Annotated in this window: 13 protein-coding genes; 6 read left to right on the top strand and 7 right to left on the bottom strand. The window is 69.8% G+C overall.

Annotated features, from left to right (window positions below):
* Nucleotides 1-26: 26 nt before the first annotated feature.
* The 3 genes from ACFYVR_RS12810 to ACFYVR_RS12800 are packed head-to-tail and all read right to left on the bottom strand — an operon-like array spanning nt 27 to nt 2,814.
* Nucleotides 27-713 carry an NUDIX hydrolase gene (locus ACFYVR_RS12810; protein WP_387473398.1) on the bottom strand — a complete coding sequence of 229 codons (687 nt, stop codon included), beginning with the start codon at nt 711-713 and terminating at the stop codon, nt 27-29.
* A gap of 40 nt (nt 714-753) precedes the next feature.
* Nucleotides 754-1,626: a 16S rRNA (adenine(1518)-N(6)/adenine(1519)-N(6))-dimethyltransferase RsmA gene (gene rsmA, locus ACFYVR_RS12805; RefSeq protein ID WP_387473396.1), complete on the bottom strand. Its 873-nt coding sequence runs from the start codon at nt 1,624-1,626 to the stop codon at nt 754-756.
* Nucleotides 1,627-1,686: 60 nt separating this feature from the next.
* Complete coding sequence (locus ACFYVR_RS12800; protein WP_387473393.1) at nt 1,687-2,814, bottom strand: transglycosylase family protein; 1,128 nt, start codon at nt 2,812-2,814, stop codon at nt 1,687-1,689.
* 181 nt (nt 2,815-2,995) lie between these two features.
* On the opposite strand from ACFYVR_RS12800, the gene ACFYVR_RS12795 reads away from it, so the two are divergent.
* Nucleotides 2,996-4,486 (top strand): amino acid ABC transporter substrate-binding protein/permease, encoded by a 1,491-nt coding sequence (locus ACFYVR_RS12795; RefSeq protein WP_387473391.1) that lies wholly within the window; start codon nt 2,996-2,998, stop codon nt 4,484-4,486.
* Complete coding sequence (locus tag ACFYVR_RS12790; RefSeq protein ID WP_387473389.1) at nt 4,483-5,247, top strand: amino acid ABC transporter ATP-binding protein; 765 nt, start codon at nt 4,483-4,485, stop codon at nt 5,245-5,247. The genes ACFYVR_RS12795 and ACFYVR_RS12790 overlap by 4 nt, the downstream gene beginning before the upstream one ends.
* Before the next feature lie 76 nt (nt 5,248-5,323).
* On the opposite strand, the gene ACFYVR_RS12785 is transcribed toward ACFYVR_RS12790, so the two are convergent.
* On the bottom strand, nt 5,324-6,151 hold the full coding sequence (locus ACFYVR_RS12785; protein WP_387473386.1) for a TatD family hydrolase: 828 nt from the start codon (nt 6,149-6,151) through the stop codon (nt 5,324-5,326).
* A 20-nt stretch (nt 6,152-6,171) separates the two neighbouring features.
* Here ACFYVR_RS12785 and metG point away from each other — a divergent pair, with 20 nt between their 5' ends.
* The 3 genes from metG to ACFYVR_RS12770 all read left to right on the top strand — a co-directional run bounded on the left by metG (nt 6,172) and on the right by ACFYVR_RS12770 (nt 10,234).
* Nucleotides 6,172-7,728, top strand: coding sequence for a methionine--tRNA ligase (metG, locus tag ACFYVR_RS12780; protein ID WP_387473383.1), 1,557 nt, complete (start codon nt 6,172-6,174; stop codon nt 7,726-7,728).
* A 65-nt stretch (nt 7,729-7,793) separates the two neighbouring features.
* Nucleotides 7,794-8,903: a DUF2786 domain-containing protein gene (locus tag ACFYVR_RS12775; RefSeq protein WP_387473381.1), complete on the top strand. Its 1,110-nt coding sequence runs from the start codon at nt 7,794-7,796 to the stop codon at nt 8,901-8,903.
* 65 nt (nt 8,904-8,968) lie between these two features.
* Nucleotides 8,969-10,234, top strand: a complete 1,266-nt coding sequence (locus ACFYVR_RS12770; RefSeq protein ID WP_387473379.1) for an aminodeoxychorismate synthase component I — start codon at nt 8,969-8,971, stop codon at nt 10,232-10,234.
* Here ACFYVR_RS12770 and ACFYVR_RS12765 read toward each other — a convergent pair.
* Both ACFYVR_RS12765 and rsmI read right to left on the bottom strand, forming a co-directional pair.
* Nucleotides 10,231-14,313 carry a WD40 repeat domain-containing protein gene (locus tag ACFYVR_RS12765; protein ID WP_387473376.1) on the bottom strand — a complete coding sequence of 1,361 codons (4,083 nt, stop codon included), beginning with the start codon at nt 14,311-14,313 and terminating at the stop codon, nt 10,231-10,233. The two genes, ACFYVR_RS12770 and ACFYVR_RS12765, sit on opposite strands and share 4 nt — an antisense overlap.
* Before the next feature lie 420 nt (nt 14,314-14,733).
* Nucleotides 14,734-15,564, bottom strand: coding sequence for a 16S rRNA (cytidine(1402)-2'-O)-methyltransferase (gene rsmI / locus ACFYVR_RS12760; protein ID WP_387473374.1), 831 nt, complete (start codon nt 15,562-15,564; stop codon nt 14,734-14,736).
* A 23-nt stretch (nt 15,565-15,587) separates the two neighbouring features.
* Between rsmI and ACFYVR_RS12755 the strand changes: the two genes are divergently transcribed.
* Nucleotides 15,588-17,156: a dolichyl-phosphate-mannose--protein mannosyltransferase gene (locus ACFYVR_RS12755; protein WP_387473372.1), complete on the top strand. Its 1,569-nt coding sequence runs from the start codon at nt 15,588-15,590 to the stop codon at nt 17,154-17,156.
* 3 nt (nt 17,157-17,159) lie between these two features.
* Here the strand turns inward: ACFYVR_RS12755 and ACFYVR_RS12750 are convergent, their stop codons facing one another.
* A complete protein-coding gene (locus tag ACFYVR_RS12750) occupies nt 17,160-18,734 on the bottom strand; it encodes a BCCT family transporter (protein WP_387473688.1) in 1,575 nt (524 codons plus the stop codon).
* Nucleotides 18,735-18,775: the final 41 nt, after the last annotated feature.

Here is an 18,775-nt window from a genome sequence, read left to right as displayed (position 1 = left end):
CTCCAGCTACCGAGCCCGCGCACAGGTCATTTCGCGAACAATGCGGCCGCCTTCGGCGAGAGACGCGCGTCGCCGCCGCGCCGGAACAGCTCGGCCGGCCGGCCGGCCCCCGTCGCCACCAGTTCGTCGGTCGGTTCGAGTGCGGCGATGACGTGTCTGCGGAACGAGTCCTTCTGCAACCGCTCGAGCCCGAACACGGCACGGTAGAACTCGTTGAGCTCGAGCATCGTGAACTTCTCCCCCAGCAGACCGTCGGGGTCGACGCGCTGCGTGCACCGCTCGCGCAGGTCGCCCACGGCCAGCCGCACCATGTCGGCGTGGTCGAACAGCAGTTCCTCGGCGACCACCCCGTCGCCGACCTCCACGAGGATCGAGCCGGCGGGCAGCGTCGCCGCGGGCAGGGCGGCCGTGTGGGCCATCGAGATCACCCAGCCGCGGTCGTCGCGATCGGGATCGTCGAACATCGCCAGTTGCCGGAACGACGTGCCGCTCAGACCGGCCTTGTCCTGCAGCGCTCGCTCCGCGGCATCGGCCAGCCTCTCGCCGGAATGCAGGAAGGTGCCGGGCAGCGCACGACCCCCCAACTTCTCGTGCTCGACCACCAGCGCCGCGATCGCGCCGGCGCGGTACGTCAGCACCGCGACGTCGACGGCCACGGACGGACGGTCGTAGTCCGCGAACGACTTTGCGTGCGAGTCCCGGTATTCGGCCACGCCCACATTTTAACTCGATACTGCTCTATTCCCAGCCGGGTCAGACGTTCGCGAGGCGGACGAACGCGGCCGCGTCGAGGACCTCCCCGCGTGCGGTCGGGTCGATGCCGGCCGCCACCAGCCGTCGCTCCGCCTCGACGGGCGATCCCGCCCAGGTCGCCAGCGCGGCCCGAAGGGTCTTGCGACGCTGGGCGAATGCGGCGTCCACGACCGCGAACACCCGCTTGCGGTGCTCGGTGTCGATCGGCCACGGCGCCTGCTCGTAGCGGTCGACGCGGACCAGACCGGACTCCACCTGCGGCACCGGCCAGAACACCTGCCTGCCGACGGCCCCCGCGCGGCGCACCTCGCCGAAGAAGTTCGCCTTCACGCTCGGCACGCCGTAGATCTTGCTGCCCGGCACCGCGGCGAGGCGGTCCGCGACCTCCGACTGCACCATCACCAGCGCGGTGCGCAGGCTCTCGAACTCGGCGAACAGGTGCAGCAGCACCGGCACCGCGACGTTGTAGGGCAAATTCGCCACCAGAGCCGTCGGCTCGGCGGGCAGATCGTCCGGCAGCACCTTCATCGCGTCGGCTCCGACGACGGACAAACGGTCGGCCAACTGCGGCGCCCGCTCCCGCGCGGTGGCGGGCAGTCGCGCCGCGAGCTTCGGGTCGATCTCGACGGCGACCACCCGGTCCACGACATCGAGGAGGGCCAGCGTCAACGACCCCAGCCCCGGGCCGACCTCGAGCACCACGTCGTCACGTCCGACGCCGGCGGTGGTGACGATGCGTCGCACCGTGTTGGCGTCGTGCACGAAGTTCTGGCCGAGTTGCTTGGTCGGGCGGACGTCGAACTCCGCCGCGAGTGCACGCACCTCGGCGGGGCCGAGCAGGGCGGCCTGGCCGCGGGGTTGTGAATCCGACACGCGTCGAACTTAGCGGTCACGCGTCACGGCCGCGAAATTCACGCCGCCGGGACGGACGAGTCAGCCCAGGCCGAGCCTGGAACTGCACGAGGGCCACGCGCCCCAGCCCTGGGTCTGCTGCGTCTTCGTCGCGATCGCGATCTGCTCCTCGCGGGTGGCGAGATCGGCTCGGGGCGCGTACGCGAGTCCGCCCTGACGCTCCCAGGTGTTCTGGTCGAACTGCACGCCGCCGTAGAAGCCGTTGCCGCTGTTGATGTGCCAGTTGCCGGTCGCCTCGCACTGGGCGAGCGCGTCCCAGATCGAGCCGTTGGTCACCGGCGGCACCGCGGTGCCCGGTTTCGTGCCGACGCGCACCACCTTCGGCTGCGCCGCGGTGATCACGTTCTCGGACAGCTCCTGGCGACCGGTCTCGACGCCGTTGACAGTGGTGACGGCGATCGTGACGTCCCGAAGGCCGGGGGCGCCGGGCTGCTCCTCGACCGTCTGGCTCATCTTCATGGCCGGATCCTCGATGCGCTGTTCGGGCGGTGCCATGGGCTGCGTCTCGGTGCGGTTCTCGGTCCGGATCCGGGTGACCTTCACCTCGAGGCCGTCGGTGACCGGGGTCTCGGCGGACGGCTCGACGGTGTCCTGCTGCTGCAACGGGGCACCCTGGGCCGTCAGCAGCTCGGCGACGGTGGGCACCGCGAGCCGCAGGTCGACGGGAGCGGTGGCGCCGTCGATCAGGCGCACCGCCTTCGGGCTGATGACCTCGAGATCTGATCCCTCGAGCGGCAGCCGCTGCGAGCGCGACGCCGAGACGTGGACGTCACCGGACAGGCGCTCCTGGGACAGTGCCTCGTCGACGGTGAGCGCGGTGGTCCACAGGGTGCGCGGCTGACCGTCGACGGTGAGCGTCAGCTCCCGCGCGCGGCGGAGCACGACGGTGTCGCCGTCCGAGACCGGCGATCCCAGCGCCGGCGCGACGACGTCCTTGTCCCCGACCGCGTATCCGGCGTCGGCGAGCACGGAATCCACATCGGTGGACATCGTGCTCAGCGAGATCGTCTCGCCGTCGACGTCGACGAGCACGGTCTTGTGGCGGCTCACGGCCAGCGCACCTCCCGCGATCAGGGTCAGCAGCAGCGCCCCGACGATGAGCCGGAGAAGCGGCGATGTGGCCTTGTTGATCCGAGTGAGAGGTGACACGTCAAAGTCCTGAACTGTCGGTTACCGAGATGTGATCCCAGCCTTCATCGATCACAGTACGGTAACGAACAGGCGGAGCTCCGGCAACCTTACGGCGTGTGACCAGCGAAAAGCAGGTACTCGTGGCTACCTTTTCGAGATCTGTCTGGGTCGCGAACGATCAACCGGGAAGCTGGCGCGGATGAGCATTCGGCATCGTGGACGACAGTCCGCACGATCCGTCGTGGCGGCTGTCCTGATCGGGTTCCTCGCACTGATCGGAATCGCCGTCGGACCGGATGCAGCGGCAGCGGGCACCGGCGGCCCGGCCGCCACCCAGTCCGGCACGGACAAGACGTACGTGATCGCCACCGACGTGACCTTCGCTCCGTTCGAATTCCAGAACGGGCAGGGCGACTTCGTCGGCATCGACATGGACCTGCTCGGCGCGATCGCCGCCGACCAGGGGTTCAGCTACCAGGTCAAGCCGCTCGGCTTCAACGCCGCGGTGCAGGCGCTGCAGTCACGTCAGGTCGACGGCGTCATCGCCGGGATGTCGATCACCGACGAACGCAAACTCGTGTTCGACTTCTCCGACCCGTACTTCGACTCGGGCGTCCAGATGGCCGTCGCGAAGAACAATGACACCGTCACGTCCTACGAGGACCTGCGGGGCAAGCGGGTCGCGATCAAGACCGGCACCGAGGGCGCGACGTTCGCGGAGTCCATCAAGGACCAGTACGGCTTCACCACCGTCACCTTCGACGACTCCGCCAGCATGTACGACGACGTCAAGACCGGTAACTCCGTCGCGGTGTTCGACGACTACCCGGTCCTGCTGTACGGCATCGCGCAGGGCAACGGCCTCGAGACCGTCACCGGCAAGGAGGCGGGCAACTCCTACGGCTTCGCAGTGTCCAAGGGCCAGAACGCCGAACTGCTCACCAAGTTCAACGCCGGCCTGGCGAACCTGCGGGCCAGCGGCGAGTACGACGAGATCCTCGACCGCTACCTCGGGGAGCAACCGCAAGCGCAGGGCGGCAACACCTTCTTCTCGCTCCTGAAGGACAGCTTCCCGCTCCTGATGAAGGGCCTGTGGCTCACGCTGGTGCTCACCGTCGTCTCGCTCGCGATCGCCCTCGTGCTCGGCCTGATCTTCGGCTTCTTCCGGGTCTCCACCAGCCGGGTCCTGCGCGGAATCGGCGTCACCTACGTCGACATCTTCCGCGGCACCCCACTGCTGGTGCAGGCGTTCTTCATCTACTTCGGCATCCCCGCCGCCCTCGACTTCCAGATGCCGGCGATGACCGCGGGCATCATCACCCTGAGTCTGAACGCGGGCGCGTACATCACCGAGATCATCCGCGGCGGCATCCAGGCCGTCGACAAGGGGCAGATGGAGGCCGCCCGCAGCCTCGGCATCGGCTACCTGCCCGCGATGCGCAAGGTCGTGCTGCCCCAAGCGGTGCGGACGATGATGCCGTCGTTCGTGAACCAGGCCGTGATCACCCTGAAGGACACGTCGATCCTGTCGGTGATCGGCATCGCCGAGCTGACCCAGACCGGCAAGATCATCATCGCCAGGACCTTCGAGTCGTTCAACATGTGGCTGATCGTCGGCATCTTCTACTTCGTCGTCATCATGGCCCTGACCAAGCTCTCCGACCGGCTCGAGAAGAGGATCAACACGTGAGCGAGCGCGCCACCGGTGAGACCGTCGGCACCGAGCCGAAGATCCGCGTCACGGGATTGACGAAGTCGTACGGCGACAACGAGGTGCTCAAGGGCATCGACGTCGAGATCGCCGCCGGCGAGGTGGTGTGCGTGATCGGGCCGTCCGGATCCGGCAAGAGCACGTTCCTGCGCTGCCTCAACCGCCTCGAGGAGGTCACCGGCGGCGAGGTCGTCGTCGACGGCGTCGACCTGACGGCCGACAAGGTCGACATCGACAAGGTGCGCCAGCACATCGGCATGGTGTTCCAGCACTTCAACCTCTTCCCCCACATGACCGCGCTCGAGAACGTCATGCTCGCCCCGGTGCAGACCAGGAAGGCCACCAGAGACGAGGCCCGCGAGATCGGCATCCGGCTGCTCGGCCAGGTCGGGCTCGCCGAGAAGAAGGACGCCAAACCCGCCAGCCTGTCCGGTGGACAGAAGCAGCGCGTCGCGATCGCCCGCGCACTCGCGATGAACCCCGACGTCATGCTGTTCGACGAAGCCACCAGCGCCCTGGATCCCGAGATGGTCGGCGAGGTGCTCCAGGTGCTGCGCGACCTCGCCGCGGGCGGCATGACGATGGTCGTCGTCACCCACGAGATGGGCTTCGCCCGCGAGGTCTCCGACCGGGTGATCTTCATGGCCGACGGCAACATCGTCGAGGAGGGCACCCCCGAAGCCGTGTTCGGCAACCCACAACAGCCCCGCACCCAGGACTTCCTACGGAAGGTGCTGTAGCGCCTGCCGCCGAATGCGCACCTGCCGTCGCGCCCACTCGGGCGATGCGACGGTGAGTGCACACTCGGCCGGGGGCTCAGAGGCGGTAGACGCGCTCGGCGTTGGCCGTCGCCGCGGCGGCCAGGGCGAACGGGTCCTGGCCGCGGGTCGCAGCGAGTGACCGGACCGTGTAGGGCAGGCAGTACGGCTCGTTCGGGGCGCCGCGGAACGGGTGCGGCGTCAGGTACGGCGCGTCGGTCTCGACCAACAGCTGGTCATCCGGGACCAGCTTCGCCGCCTCGTGCAGCTCGCGCGCGTTGCGGAAGCTGACGGTCCCGGAGAAGCTGAGCAGATACCCGGCCTCGATGCACGCCAGCGCCATCGTCGCGTCCGACGAGAAGCAGTGGAAGATCACCGTCTCGGGCGCACCCTCGTCCAGCAGCACGGTCAGCAGGTCGTGATCGGCCTCGCGGTTGTGGATCATCAGCGGCTTGCGCAGCCGCTTCGCCAGGTCGATGTGCCAGCGGAACCCCTCGACCTGGTCCTCGATGCCGGCGCAGCCCTCGAGTTTCCCGGGCCAGTAGTAGTCCAGACCGGTCTCGCCCACCGCCACGGTGCGCGGGTCGGAGGCGAGCCGTTCGATCTCGACCTTGGTCGCGGCGTCGAGGACGTCGGCGCGGGTGGGGTGGATCGCGACCGCGGCGTACACCCGCGGATCCCAGTGCGCGGCGTCCACGGCGAACCGCGCCGCGGCAAGGTCGTCGGCGACGGTGACCACCCGTCCGACACCCACCTTCTCGGCCCGGTCGACGATCTCCGCGACCGACGTCGCGTCGTGCGCGCCGCACGAATCGAGGTGGGTGTGGGCGTCGATCAGCGGCGCGAGGGGCTCGGGCAGGTCCGGGGCCGGACGATCCTTGGGCACGCAGATAGAGTAGGCGCACCATGACTGCAGCGACCCGGCCCCCGTTCTACATCACCACTGCGATCGCGTACCCCAACGGCGCCCCGCACATCGGGCACGCCTACGAGTACATCGCCTCGGACGCCCTCGCACGCTTCAAGCGTCTCGACGGGTTCGACGTGTTCTTCATGACCGGCACGGACGAGCACGGCCTGAAGATGCAGCAGACCGCAGCCAAGGAAGGCATCGACGTCCGCGAGCTCGCGGCCCGGAACTCCGACGTGTTCCAGGCGATGGACAAGGTGCTGAACATCTCCTACGACCGGTTCATCCGGACCACCGACGCCGACCACGAGGTGGCGAGCAAGGCGATCTGGGAGCGGATGGTCGCGGCCGGGGACATCTACATCGACACCTACTCCGGCTGGTACTCGGTGCGGGACGAGGCGTACTACACCGAGGCCGAGACGACGCTGCAGGAGGACGGCAGCCGCATCTCGACCGACACGGGCACCCCCGTCGAGTGGACCGAGGAGTCGACGTACTTCTTCAAGCTGTCCGCCTACCAGGACAGGCTGCTCGCGCTGTACGAGGCGCATCCCGAGTTCATCGCGCCCGCGACGCGGCGCAACGAGATCGTCAGCTTCGTCTCCGGCGGCCTCAAGGACCTGTCGGTGTCGCGGACCACCTTCGACTGGGGTGTGCCCATACCCGGCGATCCCGCGCACGTCATGTACGTCTGGGTCGACGCCCTCACCAACTACCTGACCGGTGTCGGGTTCCCCGACACCGACGCCGAGGCGTACGGGAAGTACTGGCCGGCGGACCTGCACATCATCGGCAAGGACATCAGCCGGTTCCACACCGTGTACTGGCCGGCGTTCCTGATGTCGGCCGGACTCGACCTGCCGAAGCGCGTGTTCGTGCACGGCTTCCTCTACAACAAGGGCGAGAAGATGTCGAAGTCGGTCGGCAACGTCGTCGACCCACTCGAGATGGTCGACGAGTACGGCCTCGACGCCGTCCGCTACTTCCTGCTCCGGGAGATCTCGTTCGGCCAGGACGGCAGCTACAGCCACGAGGCCATCGTCACCCGGATGAACGCGGATCTCTCGAACGAATTGGGCAACCTCGCCCAGCGGTCCCTGTCGATGGTCGCCAAGAACTGCGACGGGAAGGTCCCCACGCCCGGCGAGTTCACCGACGCCGACACCGCACTGCTCGCGCAGGCCGACGCCCTGCTGGAGAAGGTCCGCGCGGAGTTCGACGCGCAGGCCATCCACCTGGGCCTCGAGACCGTCTGGCACGTCCTCGCCGAGACCAACCGGTACTTCAGTGCGCAGGAGCCGTGGGTGCTGCGCAAGACCGACCCGGCGCGGATGGCGACCGTGCTGTACGTGACGCTCGAGGTGGTGCGGATCGTCGGCATTCTCGTCCAGCCGGTGATGCCGGACGCCGCCGACAAGATCCTCTCCGTGCTCGGGCAGGCAGCCGAGAACCGCCAGTTCTCCGACCTCGGCACCCGGATCGTGGCAGGCACCCCCCTGCCGGCGCCGGCGCCGGTGTTCCCGCGCTACGTCGAGCCCGCCGACGACTGAAGCGGGAAAACCCGCACTGACCTGCGGCGGGAGAACTTGTCGTACCCCCGGGGCACACTGCCCCCATGGGGATTGATCGAACAGACATTCGAGACAGGACCGGAGCGGGGTCGGGCGACCTCGACGCGGCGGCGGCGCTGCAGCGCGCCTACGAACACGGCTGGCAACCGGGCGACGTCCTGCACGTCGCCCGGCGCGGCCTCGCCGCTGTCGACGTCACACCGATCGGCGTGCTGATCCTGCGCGAGGCCAACCGCAGCGGCGCGTGGGCGCGCGCACCGCTGCACTGGGTCGACCAGCTCGGAGCGATCGCGGAGACCCACCCGCGCAGCGCGGACGAACCGGCACTGTCCCTGTCCGCGTTGCACCTGCTGAGGCAGCTGCTGCCGCTGCGGCGGCTGTGCCCGCCTCCGTCCAGCTGGCCCGAGGCCGGCGAGGCGCCACGCCCGACCGACACGGCGACCGAGTCCGGATCGCGGACGGACGCGAAGGTGCTGAACCGGATTCGCGGACTCCTCGCCAAGGCGGAGAGCACCGAGTTCACCGAGGAAGCCGAGACGCTGACGGCGAAGGCGCAGGAACTCATGACCCGGCACTCGGTCACCACCACCCTGCTCGACGCGACCGCGGCCGACCGTGACGTCGACGTGCACGCCCGGCGCATCCACCTGGATCGGCCGTACAGCAAGCAGAAGGGTCTGCTGCTGACCACGGTCGGCGAGGCGAACCACGTTCGCACCCTCTACAACGCGGTCGACGCCATCGCGACGGTGATCGGCACCCCGACGGACCTCGAACAGGTCGACCTGCTGTTCACCTCCCTGCTCGTCCAGGCGACCAGGGCGATGCGCGCCGAGGGTGCTCGCGGCGCGACGTCACCCGCGTTTCGCCGGGCCTTCCTCTACGGGTTCGCAGTGCGCATCGGGCAGCGCCTGACCGAGGCGGAGAAGGCTGCGACCGCGCAGGCGGTCGTGGACGCGGGAGCGCGATTCGGCGACCTGCTGCCGATACTCGCGCGGCGGTCCGATGCGGTGCAGGCCGAGGTCGACCGCCTGTTCGGACCGAAGCTGCGGTCCTGGGGGTTCACGGTCAGCGATCTGGGTGGCGTCGAGGCGGGCCGGGCCGCGGCCGACGCCGCCCATCTGACCCCGAACCGTCGCGCGGTCGCCGGATGAGCAGTGGGTCGCGTCACCCTGCGCCGATTTGTGTCGCGGGACCCCTGCCGTGAAACCCTTGCCGAATGCGAATCGAGCGGTTGGGCGCGGGTGGAACTCCGGCAGCGGTGCTGCGTGCACTCGCACGCGTCGCCGCCGACCGGGACTCCTCCGCCCCGGCCGCACTGATCGGGGACTGGTTCGGAGCGGGTGCGGTGATCGCGCCGTCGGTGACGACGACATCTGTCCGGCCGGACGCCGCATTCACCGTGCCGGCCCGGCAGGCGGCGGTCACACCGCGACAAGCCGAACCCCGGCCGTTGATCGGCGGAGGGTGGATCGGCTACCGCGGCTACCCGGACCTACCCGAGAGCGGGCGGCGGCCTGCGCTGCCGGAGGCGGCGGGCGGCTGGACCGACAGCGTGCTGCGACTCGACGCGCAGGGATGCTGGTGGTACGAGTCCCTCACCGACAACGATTGTCCCGCAACGTGGTCCGCGGCGGTGACGGATCCCGGTGTCGCACCGCGGCCGTGGCGGATCGACTGGACGGCACCGGACCGCGAGGCACACCGGTGCGGAGTGCGGCAGTGCCTGGACGCGATCGCCGCCGGCGAGGTGTACCAGGCGTGCGTGTGCGCCCGGTTCGACGGTCGGGTGTCGGGCCGGCCGCTGGACTTCTTCGCCGACGCCGCCGAGGCGACACGCCCGGCGCGGGCCGCATACCTGCAGGGTCCGTGGGGCGCGGTGGCCTCCCTCTCCCCCGAACTGTTTCTCTCCCGGCGCGGCGACCACGTGACGTCGAGCCCCATCAAGGGCACGTTGCCGATCGACGCGGACCCCGGCCGGCTCCGCGCCTCGGTCAAGGACGTCGCCGAGAACGTGATGATCGTGGACCTGGTGCGAAACGACCTGGGGCACCTCGCGATTCCGGGCACGGTGACCGTGACGGACCTGCTCGGCGTGCATCCGGCGCCCGGCGTGTGGCATCTGGTGTCCACGGTCACGGCGACCATGCCCGCAGGCACCGCGACCACCGAACTCCTCGACGCGGCCTTCCCGCCGGCCTCGGTCACCGGATGCCCGAAACACCGTGCCCGGCAACTGCTCTCCTCCTGGGAGCCGTACCCGCGCGGGGTCTACTGCGGGACCGTGGGCTTCGCGTCCCCCCTGGCCGGGACCGAACTGAACGTGGCGATCCGGACGGTCGAGTTCGATCCGCAGGGCGGTGCGGCCCTCGGGGTGGGGGGCGGCATCACCATCGACTCCGACGTCGACGCCGAGTGGCAGGAGTGCCTGGACAAGGCGTCGACCATCGTGACGCTGCGCGCCCGTGCCGGGGACGAACGCTAGGGACCTCGCTGGTCGGTGCACCCGCCGCGGGCGGATCCGGACAGTTCGAAGTCCTTTTCCTGCTGTGCGGTCAGGCCGGACGACGCCGAGCAGATCCGGTCGATGATCGCGTCCACGTCCAACCGCCAGGCGCGCAGCACCCCGTCACCGTCCGCCGCCACGACCGTCCGGGAGTGTGGCAGGAACGCCACCTGCCACCGACCCGAACCGTTGGTGGCGATCGGGCCGCCGACCTCCCGCATCGCACCGGGGTCAGATGCGTCCCACAACCTCACCGTGCCGTCGTCGCTGCCCGAGACCACGTACCGCCCCTCGGAGTCGAAGGACACCGAGTAGACGGTGCCGCTGTGGCCGCGCAACTCCTGCGGCCGCATCGTCATCGGTCCGTCGTCGGCGCGATCCCACACGACCACGGTCTGGTCGTCGGTGCCGGTCGCGAGCGCACCCCCGTCGGATCGGAACGCGATGCCGTTGATCCCGCCACCACCGGATTCGGTGGCCTCCGCGTCCGCGGGACGTGCCGGGTCGGTGACATCCCACGCGTACAGCCCGCCGTCGGCGTCGACGGCGACGAGCGACGCCCCGTCGGGGCTGAACGCCACGGTCCGCACCAGATTGCTCGGGCCGTCGAGTGGCCCGCCCCACGGCACCGGACGCTCCGGGTCGGTGACGTTCCACAGCCGCACGCTCGTGTCGTCGTCGCCCACAGCCAGCGTGCGCCCGTCGGGGCTGAACGCCAGTTCCCAGGTGAATCGGGTGCGGGTCGCGATCGGGTCACCGAGTGCCCGCGGCCGCTCGGGATCGCGGACGTCCCACACCTGAACCTGACCTCCGGTGGTCGGAGCGGTCGCCATCATCGACCCGTCCGGCGACACGGCCACCATGTGGGCGCCACCGAACGGGCGGGGCAGTGCGGTCTCGGAGGCCAGCGCGGGGCGGCCGTCGCCGTCGATTCGCCACAGGCGGATCACCGAGTCGTACCCGCCGGTGGCCATCAGCGCGCCGTCCAGACTGATCGACGGGAGGGTCAGGGCCGCATCGGACACCGGGATCGCGGTCCGCGGCAGCGTCCAGACCCGCACCTTCGAATCCTGGCCACCCGTGACGACGGTCGACCCGTCCGGGGTCAACGCGAGCGCGGGCACCCCACCGCCGTTGCCGTTGAGCGCCGGGCTCAGTTCACGCATACCGCCGTTGTCCGGGTGGACCGCCCATCGTTTGACACTGCCGTCCCAGGAGGCGCTCGCCAGCGTCGCGCCGTCCGCCGAGAACGCGATCGTCCAGATCGCCCCGGTGTGGGCCGGCGTCGGGGCGCCGATCTCGGTGACCGCACGGACGTCGGTGGTGTCGAAGAGTCGGATGACACCGTCGTCGGAACTCGCGGCGAGGGTCCGGCCGTCGGGGGCGAACGCCACCGAATGCACCACGTCCCCGAACTGGGCGGGCACCGGCGGCAGCAGCACCGGCGCAGCCCGGTCCGTCATGTCCCACAGCCGGACGCTGCGGTCGTCGCTCGACGTCGCCATCACCGCCGAATCCGCGCGGAACGAGACGGTCCGCACACCCGCAGGATGCGCGGCCAGGGTCGTCGCCGGGTACGGTCCCGGCGCGGGGGCCGGTGACAGCGCCGCCGACGTGTCGAAGAGGGTGACCGTTCCGTCGTCGTTCGGGACGGCGAGGGTCCGTCCGTCCGGGCTGAAACGGAGGTTGTGCACGGACTTGGTTCCGGCCCGGACGCCGTCCAGCAGCAACCGCGGTGCCGACGGGTCGCTCACGTCCCACATGAAGACGGTCCCGTCGCCCGATCCGGCCGCCAGGACGGTGCCGGTGGGCGCGAACGACACCGACGCCATGTACTTCTCCGACCCGGTGAGCGGGGTCCCGATCGGGTGCGGCGCCGACGGATCGCGCAGGTCCCAGAGCCGGACGGAGCGATCGTCGCTGGCCGACGCCATCAACGCGCCGTCCGCGCTCACCGCCACCCCGTAGACCGGACCCGTGTGCCCCTCGAGTGTCCGGCCGATCGGTGTGGGCTCGGTCGCGATCAACCGTGAGTAGGCGGTCTCGTCACCCGGACGCATCTGCCAGGCGGCGAGCGACAGCCTGGCCGCCGTGGTCGGGTCCGTCGCTCGCAGCGAATCGGCGAGCGCCACGACCTGCCGGAACTGGGCTGCACTGCGCTCGGCCTCGGCGCGATTCTTCGCCGACCACGCCATTGACACCGCGACCAGGGCGACGACCGTGGAGAGCACCAGCGCCGCCATCACCGTCCGCTCGATCCAGGTGTGCCGCCGCACGTGACGGGACGACGCCGCGAGGAACTCGGCGGCGGACGGCGTCAGCGGCGCCGCCACACGGGCGCCGTAACCCGCCGCGGCGGTGCCGCCGTAGTTTGCCGCAGCGGTGCCGCCGTAGTTTGCCGCGGCGGCCCTGGGGGCGTCGTACTCGGCGATGATGTCGAGACGACCACGCTGGTAGAGGAGGTTGTTGTCGCGGCCGGCCTGTTCCCACCGCGCTGCGTCCTCCTCGATCTGCTGGCGCAGTGCCGAGTAGGACCGGTCCTCCTGGATCCACGTCTTGAGCCGCGGCCACGCCTCGATCACGGCATCGTGGATCAGCTCGACGCTGTCGGCATCGGCGACGAGCACGCGTGCCGCGATGAAGTGGTCCACGACCTGCTGAGCGGCGGCCGGGTCGTCACCCGCGAACGCGAGCAGCTGCGGAAGGGTGCGTCGGATCTTGACGTCGGCGCCGGTCTGCGTCACGTACACCAGGTGCACGAGAATCGACCGGGCCAGCACCTTGCCCCGCTCGTCGAGGCCCTCCCAGGTGCGTTCCGCGGTCGCTGCCACCGATCCGCGGACTCCGCCCGTGGCCCGGTAACTGGCCACCGTCAGCTGACCACCACGGCGGCGTTCCCACATGGTGTCGAGGAGGTGCGAGAGCAGCGGCAGCACGGTGCTGCTGCCGTCGTCGGCGGTCAGGACCCCGAGGTCGTGAAGGATGAGGTCGACGAGCCCGGACTCGAGTTTCAGGCCGATGAGCTGCGCCGGCTTGGTGATGACCTCGATAATGTCGGCCCTGGTCAGCGGTGACACGGCCCGGCTGCGCTGCTCGAGGGCGTCGGCGAGCACCGGATGCGCGAGGGCCTGCGCGTAGAAGTCCGACCGCATCGTGGCGATCACCGACGGCGCCGCCTCGGGCATCTCGTCGGTACCGAGCGACGACGCCACCTGATCGAGAATCGTCAGGAAGCGGTCGCGGTCGCGCGGGTTATCGCACTGGGTGAACAGTTCCTCGATCTGGTCGACGATGATCACCAGTTGCGACGCGTCGAGCCGATGAGCGGTGGCTCGTACCGCGCGGCGGACCGTCTCGCGATCAGTGCTCGGGGGAAGGGCACCCAGTTCGGGGACGGCCTCGCCGAGGGAGCGAAGCGGGTCCGGGCCGGGGGTCAACACGATCGCCCGGCCGGCCGGTGCACCGGGCTCCTCGGCGCGGAACAATTCCGCGACCAGTCCCGCCTGGACGAGAGACGACTTACCCACACCCGATGCGCCCGTCACGATCGCGATGCCGTGTCCCTGTGCGTCGGTCACCACACCGACCAGTCGGCGCAGGCCGTCGGTGCGGCCGAAGAACAGGCGCGCGTCCTCCGCGCGGTACGGCTCGAGTCCGCGGTAGGGCCGCACCCCGCTCAGGGACGCGGCGACGACGGGCTTGTCCGCGTCGGTCCGGCCGCGTGGGCTTCCTCCGCCGTCACGAGCGCCCTGCCACCACGTCTCCCACCGCTTGAGCGAGTAGAGGCCGGGTGCCGGGGGCTGGTTGCCGTGCAGGGCCTGGGCGGAGCGGACGAGGACCACCAGGACCGGACGGATCGCGTCGAAGCTGGCCGGTACGCGTTTGCCGGACCGCCAGTCGCTGAGGCGCTGCACCGACACGGACCGGTCCGCACCGATGGCGCGGCTCAGCGCCGTGGCCTCCGAGACGACCGTCTTCAGCGGCGGACCACCGGCCGTGGCGAACAGCAACCGCAACTGGTCAGCAAAATGCAACCGCGGATCAGGCTCGTCGCTCATCGCCTCGCATCTCCTCGTTCCCACCGGCGGAAAATCCGCTGCGGAATAGTTCCTCACCGGCTTTGAACTGGGAGAATACCGGAATTGTCAAGCACACCGATTGGTCGGGTACGGGGAAGGAGGCACAGTTGTGGTCGGCGCAGGTGGGGTCTTGCGTCACGGGGCGGCACCGGCGGGAACTGACAGTGATCGAGGGGTAGTTCCCGCCGGGCGCGCACCACAGCAGGCGTAGCCACCCGGGACGGGAGTTCCACCCGCCCGGCACCGAGGGGAGCCGACCATCAGCCGCATCGCCGTCAAGATCGCGAACCTGTTTCCGCCCACACTCGCCGCCGCGCTCGTCATCGCGGCGTCGGTGGCACTGATCGTGGTGATGGCGGGTACGTCGGCCTGAATCCATCGGACGGGCCGGCGGCACGCTCACTGCCTGCGTGCCGCGAGTACCGCCTCGTACACCTCACGCTTGGACACGCCGTCCACGGCCACCGTCGCGCACGCGTCCTTCAGCCGCGCGCCCGCCGCGACGAGGCGCTCCACATCCCCGACCAGGTCCTCGGGCCGTGCCGCCACGGGACGCGCGCCTTCGAGCACGACGGTGATCTCGCCACGAGCGCCGTCCACCGCCCACGCCGCCAGTTCGGCGAGCGTCCCGCGACGGACTTCCTCGTACGTCTTGGTCAGCTCCCGGCACACGGCCCCGCGACGGTCGCCACCGAGAACGTCGACCGCGTCGGCGAGACAGTCCGCCAGTCGGTGCGGCGCCTCGAAGAACACGCACGCCCGCTGCTCCGTTCGCAGCGTCTCGAGCCACGCCCGGCGCGGACCCTGCTTTCGTGGGGGGAACCCGTCGAAACAGAACCGCTCGACGGGCAGTCCCGACAGGGCCAGCGCCGTCGTCACCGCGGACGGTCCGGGAAGGCACGTGACCGGCAGATCCCGCTCGACACACGCCGCGACCAGGCGGTACCCGGGATCGCTCACCGACGGCATGCCCGCGTCGGTGACCAGCAGCACGGTCCGCCCCTCCGCGACCTCCTCGACGAGAGCCGGCAGCCGAGTCGTCTCGACCTGGTCGTAGAAGCTGACGACCCGACCCCCGATCGTCACCCCGAGTGCGGCCGCGAGATGCCGGGTCCTGCGGGTGTCCTCCGCCGCGACGACATCCGCGGTCGTGAGGGCTTCACGGAGCCGATCCGACGCGTCGCGGACCTCCCCCATCGGCGTCGCGGCCAGGACCAGGCAACCGTTCATGTCCGACAGCCTACGATCGTCCGGTGACCCAGTTGACCGACGAGCGTGCGCACGCCGACGACCGGGTCCTGCTCAGCCCCGGCCCGGCCGCGCCGATCCCCGACCCGGGACCGACGGATCGACTGCGCGGCTGGGTGGTGACACTGACGCTGACCGCGATCGCCGCGATCACCCGATTCACGATGCTCGGCTATCCGACCGACGCGGGCACCCCGGTGTTCGACGAGAAGCACTACGCGCCGCAGGGCTGGCAGGTTCTCACCGGCGGCGGTCTGGAGGACAACCCCGGCTACGGACTGGTGGTACACCCCCCGGTCGGCAAGCAGATGATCGCGCTCGGCGAGGCGATCTTCGGTTACAACGGGTGGGGGTGGCGGTTCGCGTCCGCGGTCGCGGGCACGCTGATGGTCCTGCTGGTGACCCGGATCGTCCGCCGGATGGCGCGGTCGACGCTGATCGGGGCGATCGCCGGCGTCCTGCTGATCACCGACGGGGTGACGTTCGTCTCGTCGCGGATCGGGATGCTCGACATCTTCATGGCACTCTTCGTGGTCGCCGCGTTCGGCTGCCTGATCGTCGACCGCGACCAGGTGCGGGCCCGGATGGCGACGGTGTTCGAGCAGGGCCGCATCGCGGAGTCGGTGTACGGTCCGCGGCTCGGGGTGCGGTGGTGGCGGTTCGGTGCCGGCATCATGCTCGGACTGGCGTGCGGAACCAAGTGGTCCGGCATGTACTTCATCGTCTTCTTCGGGCTGATGTGCGTCGCGTTCGACGTCGCGGCCCGGCGGTATCACGGGGTGCGGCGGCCCTGGGCGGGTACCGCGGCACGGGACCTCGGGCCGGCGTTGTACGCGCTGGTGGTGGTCCCGATCGGCGTGTACCTGGCGACGTACTGGGCGTGGTTCGCGTCGGAGACCGGCGTCGACCGGCACGCGGTCGGCGACCAGGTCGGGTTCGGCGGCAGCTTCTCGTTCGTGCCCGACGCCCTGCGCTCGCTCTGGTACTACAGCGCCAACGTGCTCGAATTCCACGCCGGGCTGACGAACTCCGCCGGCAACCACCACCCGTGGGAGTCGAAGCCGTGGACGTGGCCGATGGGGCTGCGGCCGATGCTCTACTACTTCGCCGAGGGCGACCAGGTCACCGGCTGCGGCGCCGCGAGCTGCGTCAAGGCCGTGATGTTGATCGGTACCCCCGCGATGTGGTGGCTGGCGCTGCCGATGCTCGCGTGGGCGCTGTGGCGGTCGGTGGCGGGCCGGGACTGGCGTTATGCGGCCGTCCTCGTCGGCTATGCGGCCGGCCTGCTGCCGTGGTTCGTGACGATGGACCGGCAGATGTACTACTTCTACGCCGTCGCGCTCGCGCCATTTCTGGTGATGGGCCTGGCCCTGGTGTGCGGCGAGGTGATCGGCACGGCGCGAGGGCGGATCGGTGCGGCCGCAGCCGAGCGGCGAGGGACGGGCCTGCTCGCCGTGGCGCTGTACCTGGGTCTCGTCATCGCCAACTTCGTGTGGCTGTGGCCGATCCTGACTGCCCTGCCGATCACCCTGGAGGTGTGGCAGCAGCAGCTGTGGCTGCCGAGCTGGCGCTGAGCGTCAGGACCGCGCGGGCTTCGCCCGCCGACGCGGCAGCACGACTGTCCGGTTGCGCTGGGGCCGCAGGATCATCGGGTCGTGGCACAGGTCGCGATACAGCGATACGCACAGACCGATCATCACCAGCACGAACGGGGCGGCGGCGATGATCGTCATCGTCTGCAGGCCGTCCAGCGCGTCCTCGCCGCCCGTCCACAGCATCAACGCCGCGACGCCACCGGTGAGCAGGCCCCAGAAGACGACCACCCAGCGGCTCGGAGCGAGTGTGCCGCGCTGGGACAGCGTCCCCATCACCATCGACGCCGCGTCGGCGCCGGAGACGAAGAAGATCGCCACCAGGATCATCACCAGGATCGTGGAGACACCGAACAGCGGGAGGTGTTCGAGCATCCCGAACAGCTGTGACTCCGATGTCCCGCGGGCGGCGAGGTCGACGCCGTCGCGCTGTTCGCCGATTCCGGCCCCGCCGAACACCGCGAACCACACCAGGCTGACCGTGCTGGGCACGAGGATGACGCCGATGACGAACTCGCGGATGGTTCGACCCCGACTGATCCGCGCAAGGAACATCCCGACGAACGGGGTCCAGGAGACCCACCACGCCCAGTAGAAGATCGTCCACGAGGAGAGCCACTCTGCCGTCTCGGGGTTGCTGGACGCCGCGGTCCGCGCCGACATCTCGGCGATCTGGCTCGCGTAGGCGCCGAGGGTGGTGGGAATCAGGTTGAGGATGAACACCGTCGGGCCGAGGACGAAGACGAATATCGCGAGCAGCAGGGCGAGCACCATGTTGGTGTTCGACAACCACTGGATGCCCTTCGCGACGCCGGAGACGGCGGACGCGACGAACACGAGCGTCAGCACCGCGACGATGGCGACGAGGAGCATCACTCCCGCCTCGTCCATCCAGCCGACGACCTCGAATCCGGAGCCGATCTGGAGTGCGCCGAGTCCGAGGGACGCGGCGGTGCCGAACATCGTCGCGAAGATCGCGAGGATGTCGATGACCTTGCCGATCGGCCCCTCGGCGCGGCGTCCGAGCAGAGCGATGAACGCCGAGCTGAACAGCTGCTTGCGGCCGCGTCGATAGGTTCCGTACGCAATGGCGAGACCGACGACGGCGTACGTCGACCACGGATGCAGGCTCCAGTGGAACATCGTCGTGGCCATCGCCGTGCCGACACCGCCGTCGGTGCCGGGCGGCGGGGTCACGAAGTGCGCGAGCGGTTCTGCCACGCCGAAGAACATCAGCCCGATGCCCATGCCCGCGCTGAACATCATCGCGATCCAGCTGACCGTCTTGAACTCGGGCTTCTCGCCGTCCTTGCCGAGCGGGATCCGGCCGTAGCGGCTGAACGCGAGCCACAGCGAGAAGACGACGAAACCCGTCGCCGCGAGAATGAACAGCCATCCGATGTTGACGACGATCCAGTCCAGGACCCGATGCGAGACGGAGTCGAGGTTGTCCGGCGCGATCAGCCCCCACACCAGAATCACACCGACGATTGCGGCCGCGACGCCGAACACGGCACGGTCGGTCCGGACGCCGAGACCGGGTGCCGAGGTCTCGCCCATCTGCGCGCCGGGACCGGCACTTGCACCGGGCCCGATGTCGT

It is taken from the genome of Rhodococcus sp. NPDC003318, from assembly GCF_042879035.1.
In the GTDB taxonomy this organism is placed as follows: domain Bacteria; phylum Actinomycetota; class Actinomycetes; order Mycobacteriales; family Mycobacteriaceae; genus Rhodococcus_G.
Note: the sequence above shows the minus strand (reverse complement) of the source record. Positions and strands in the feature narration are given on the sequence as shown.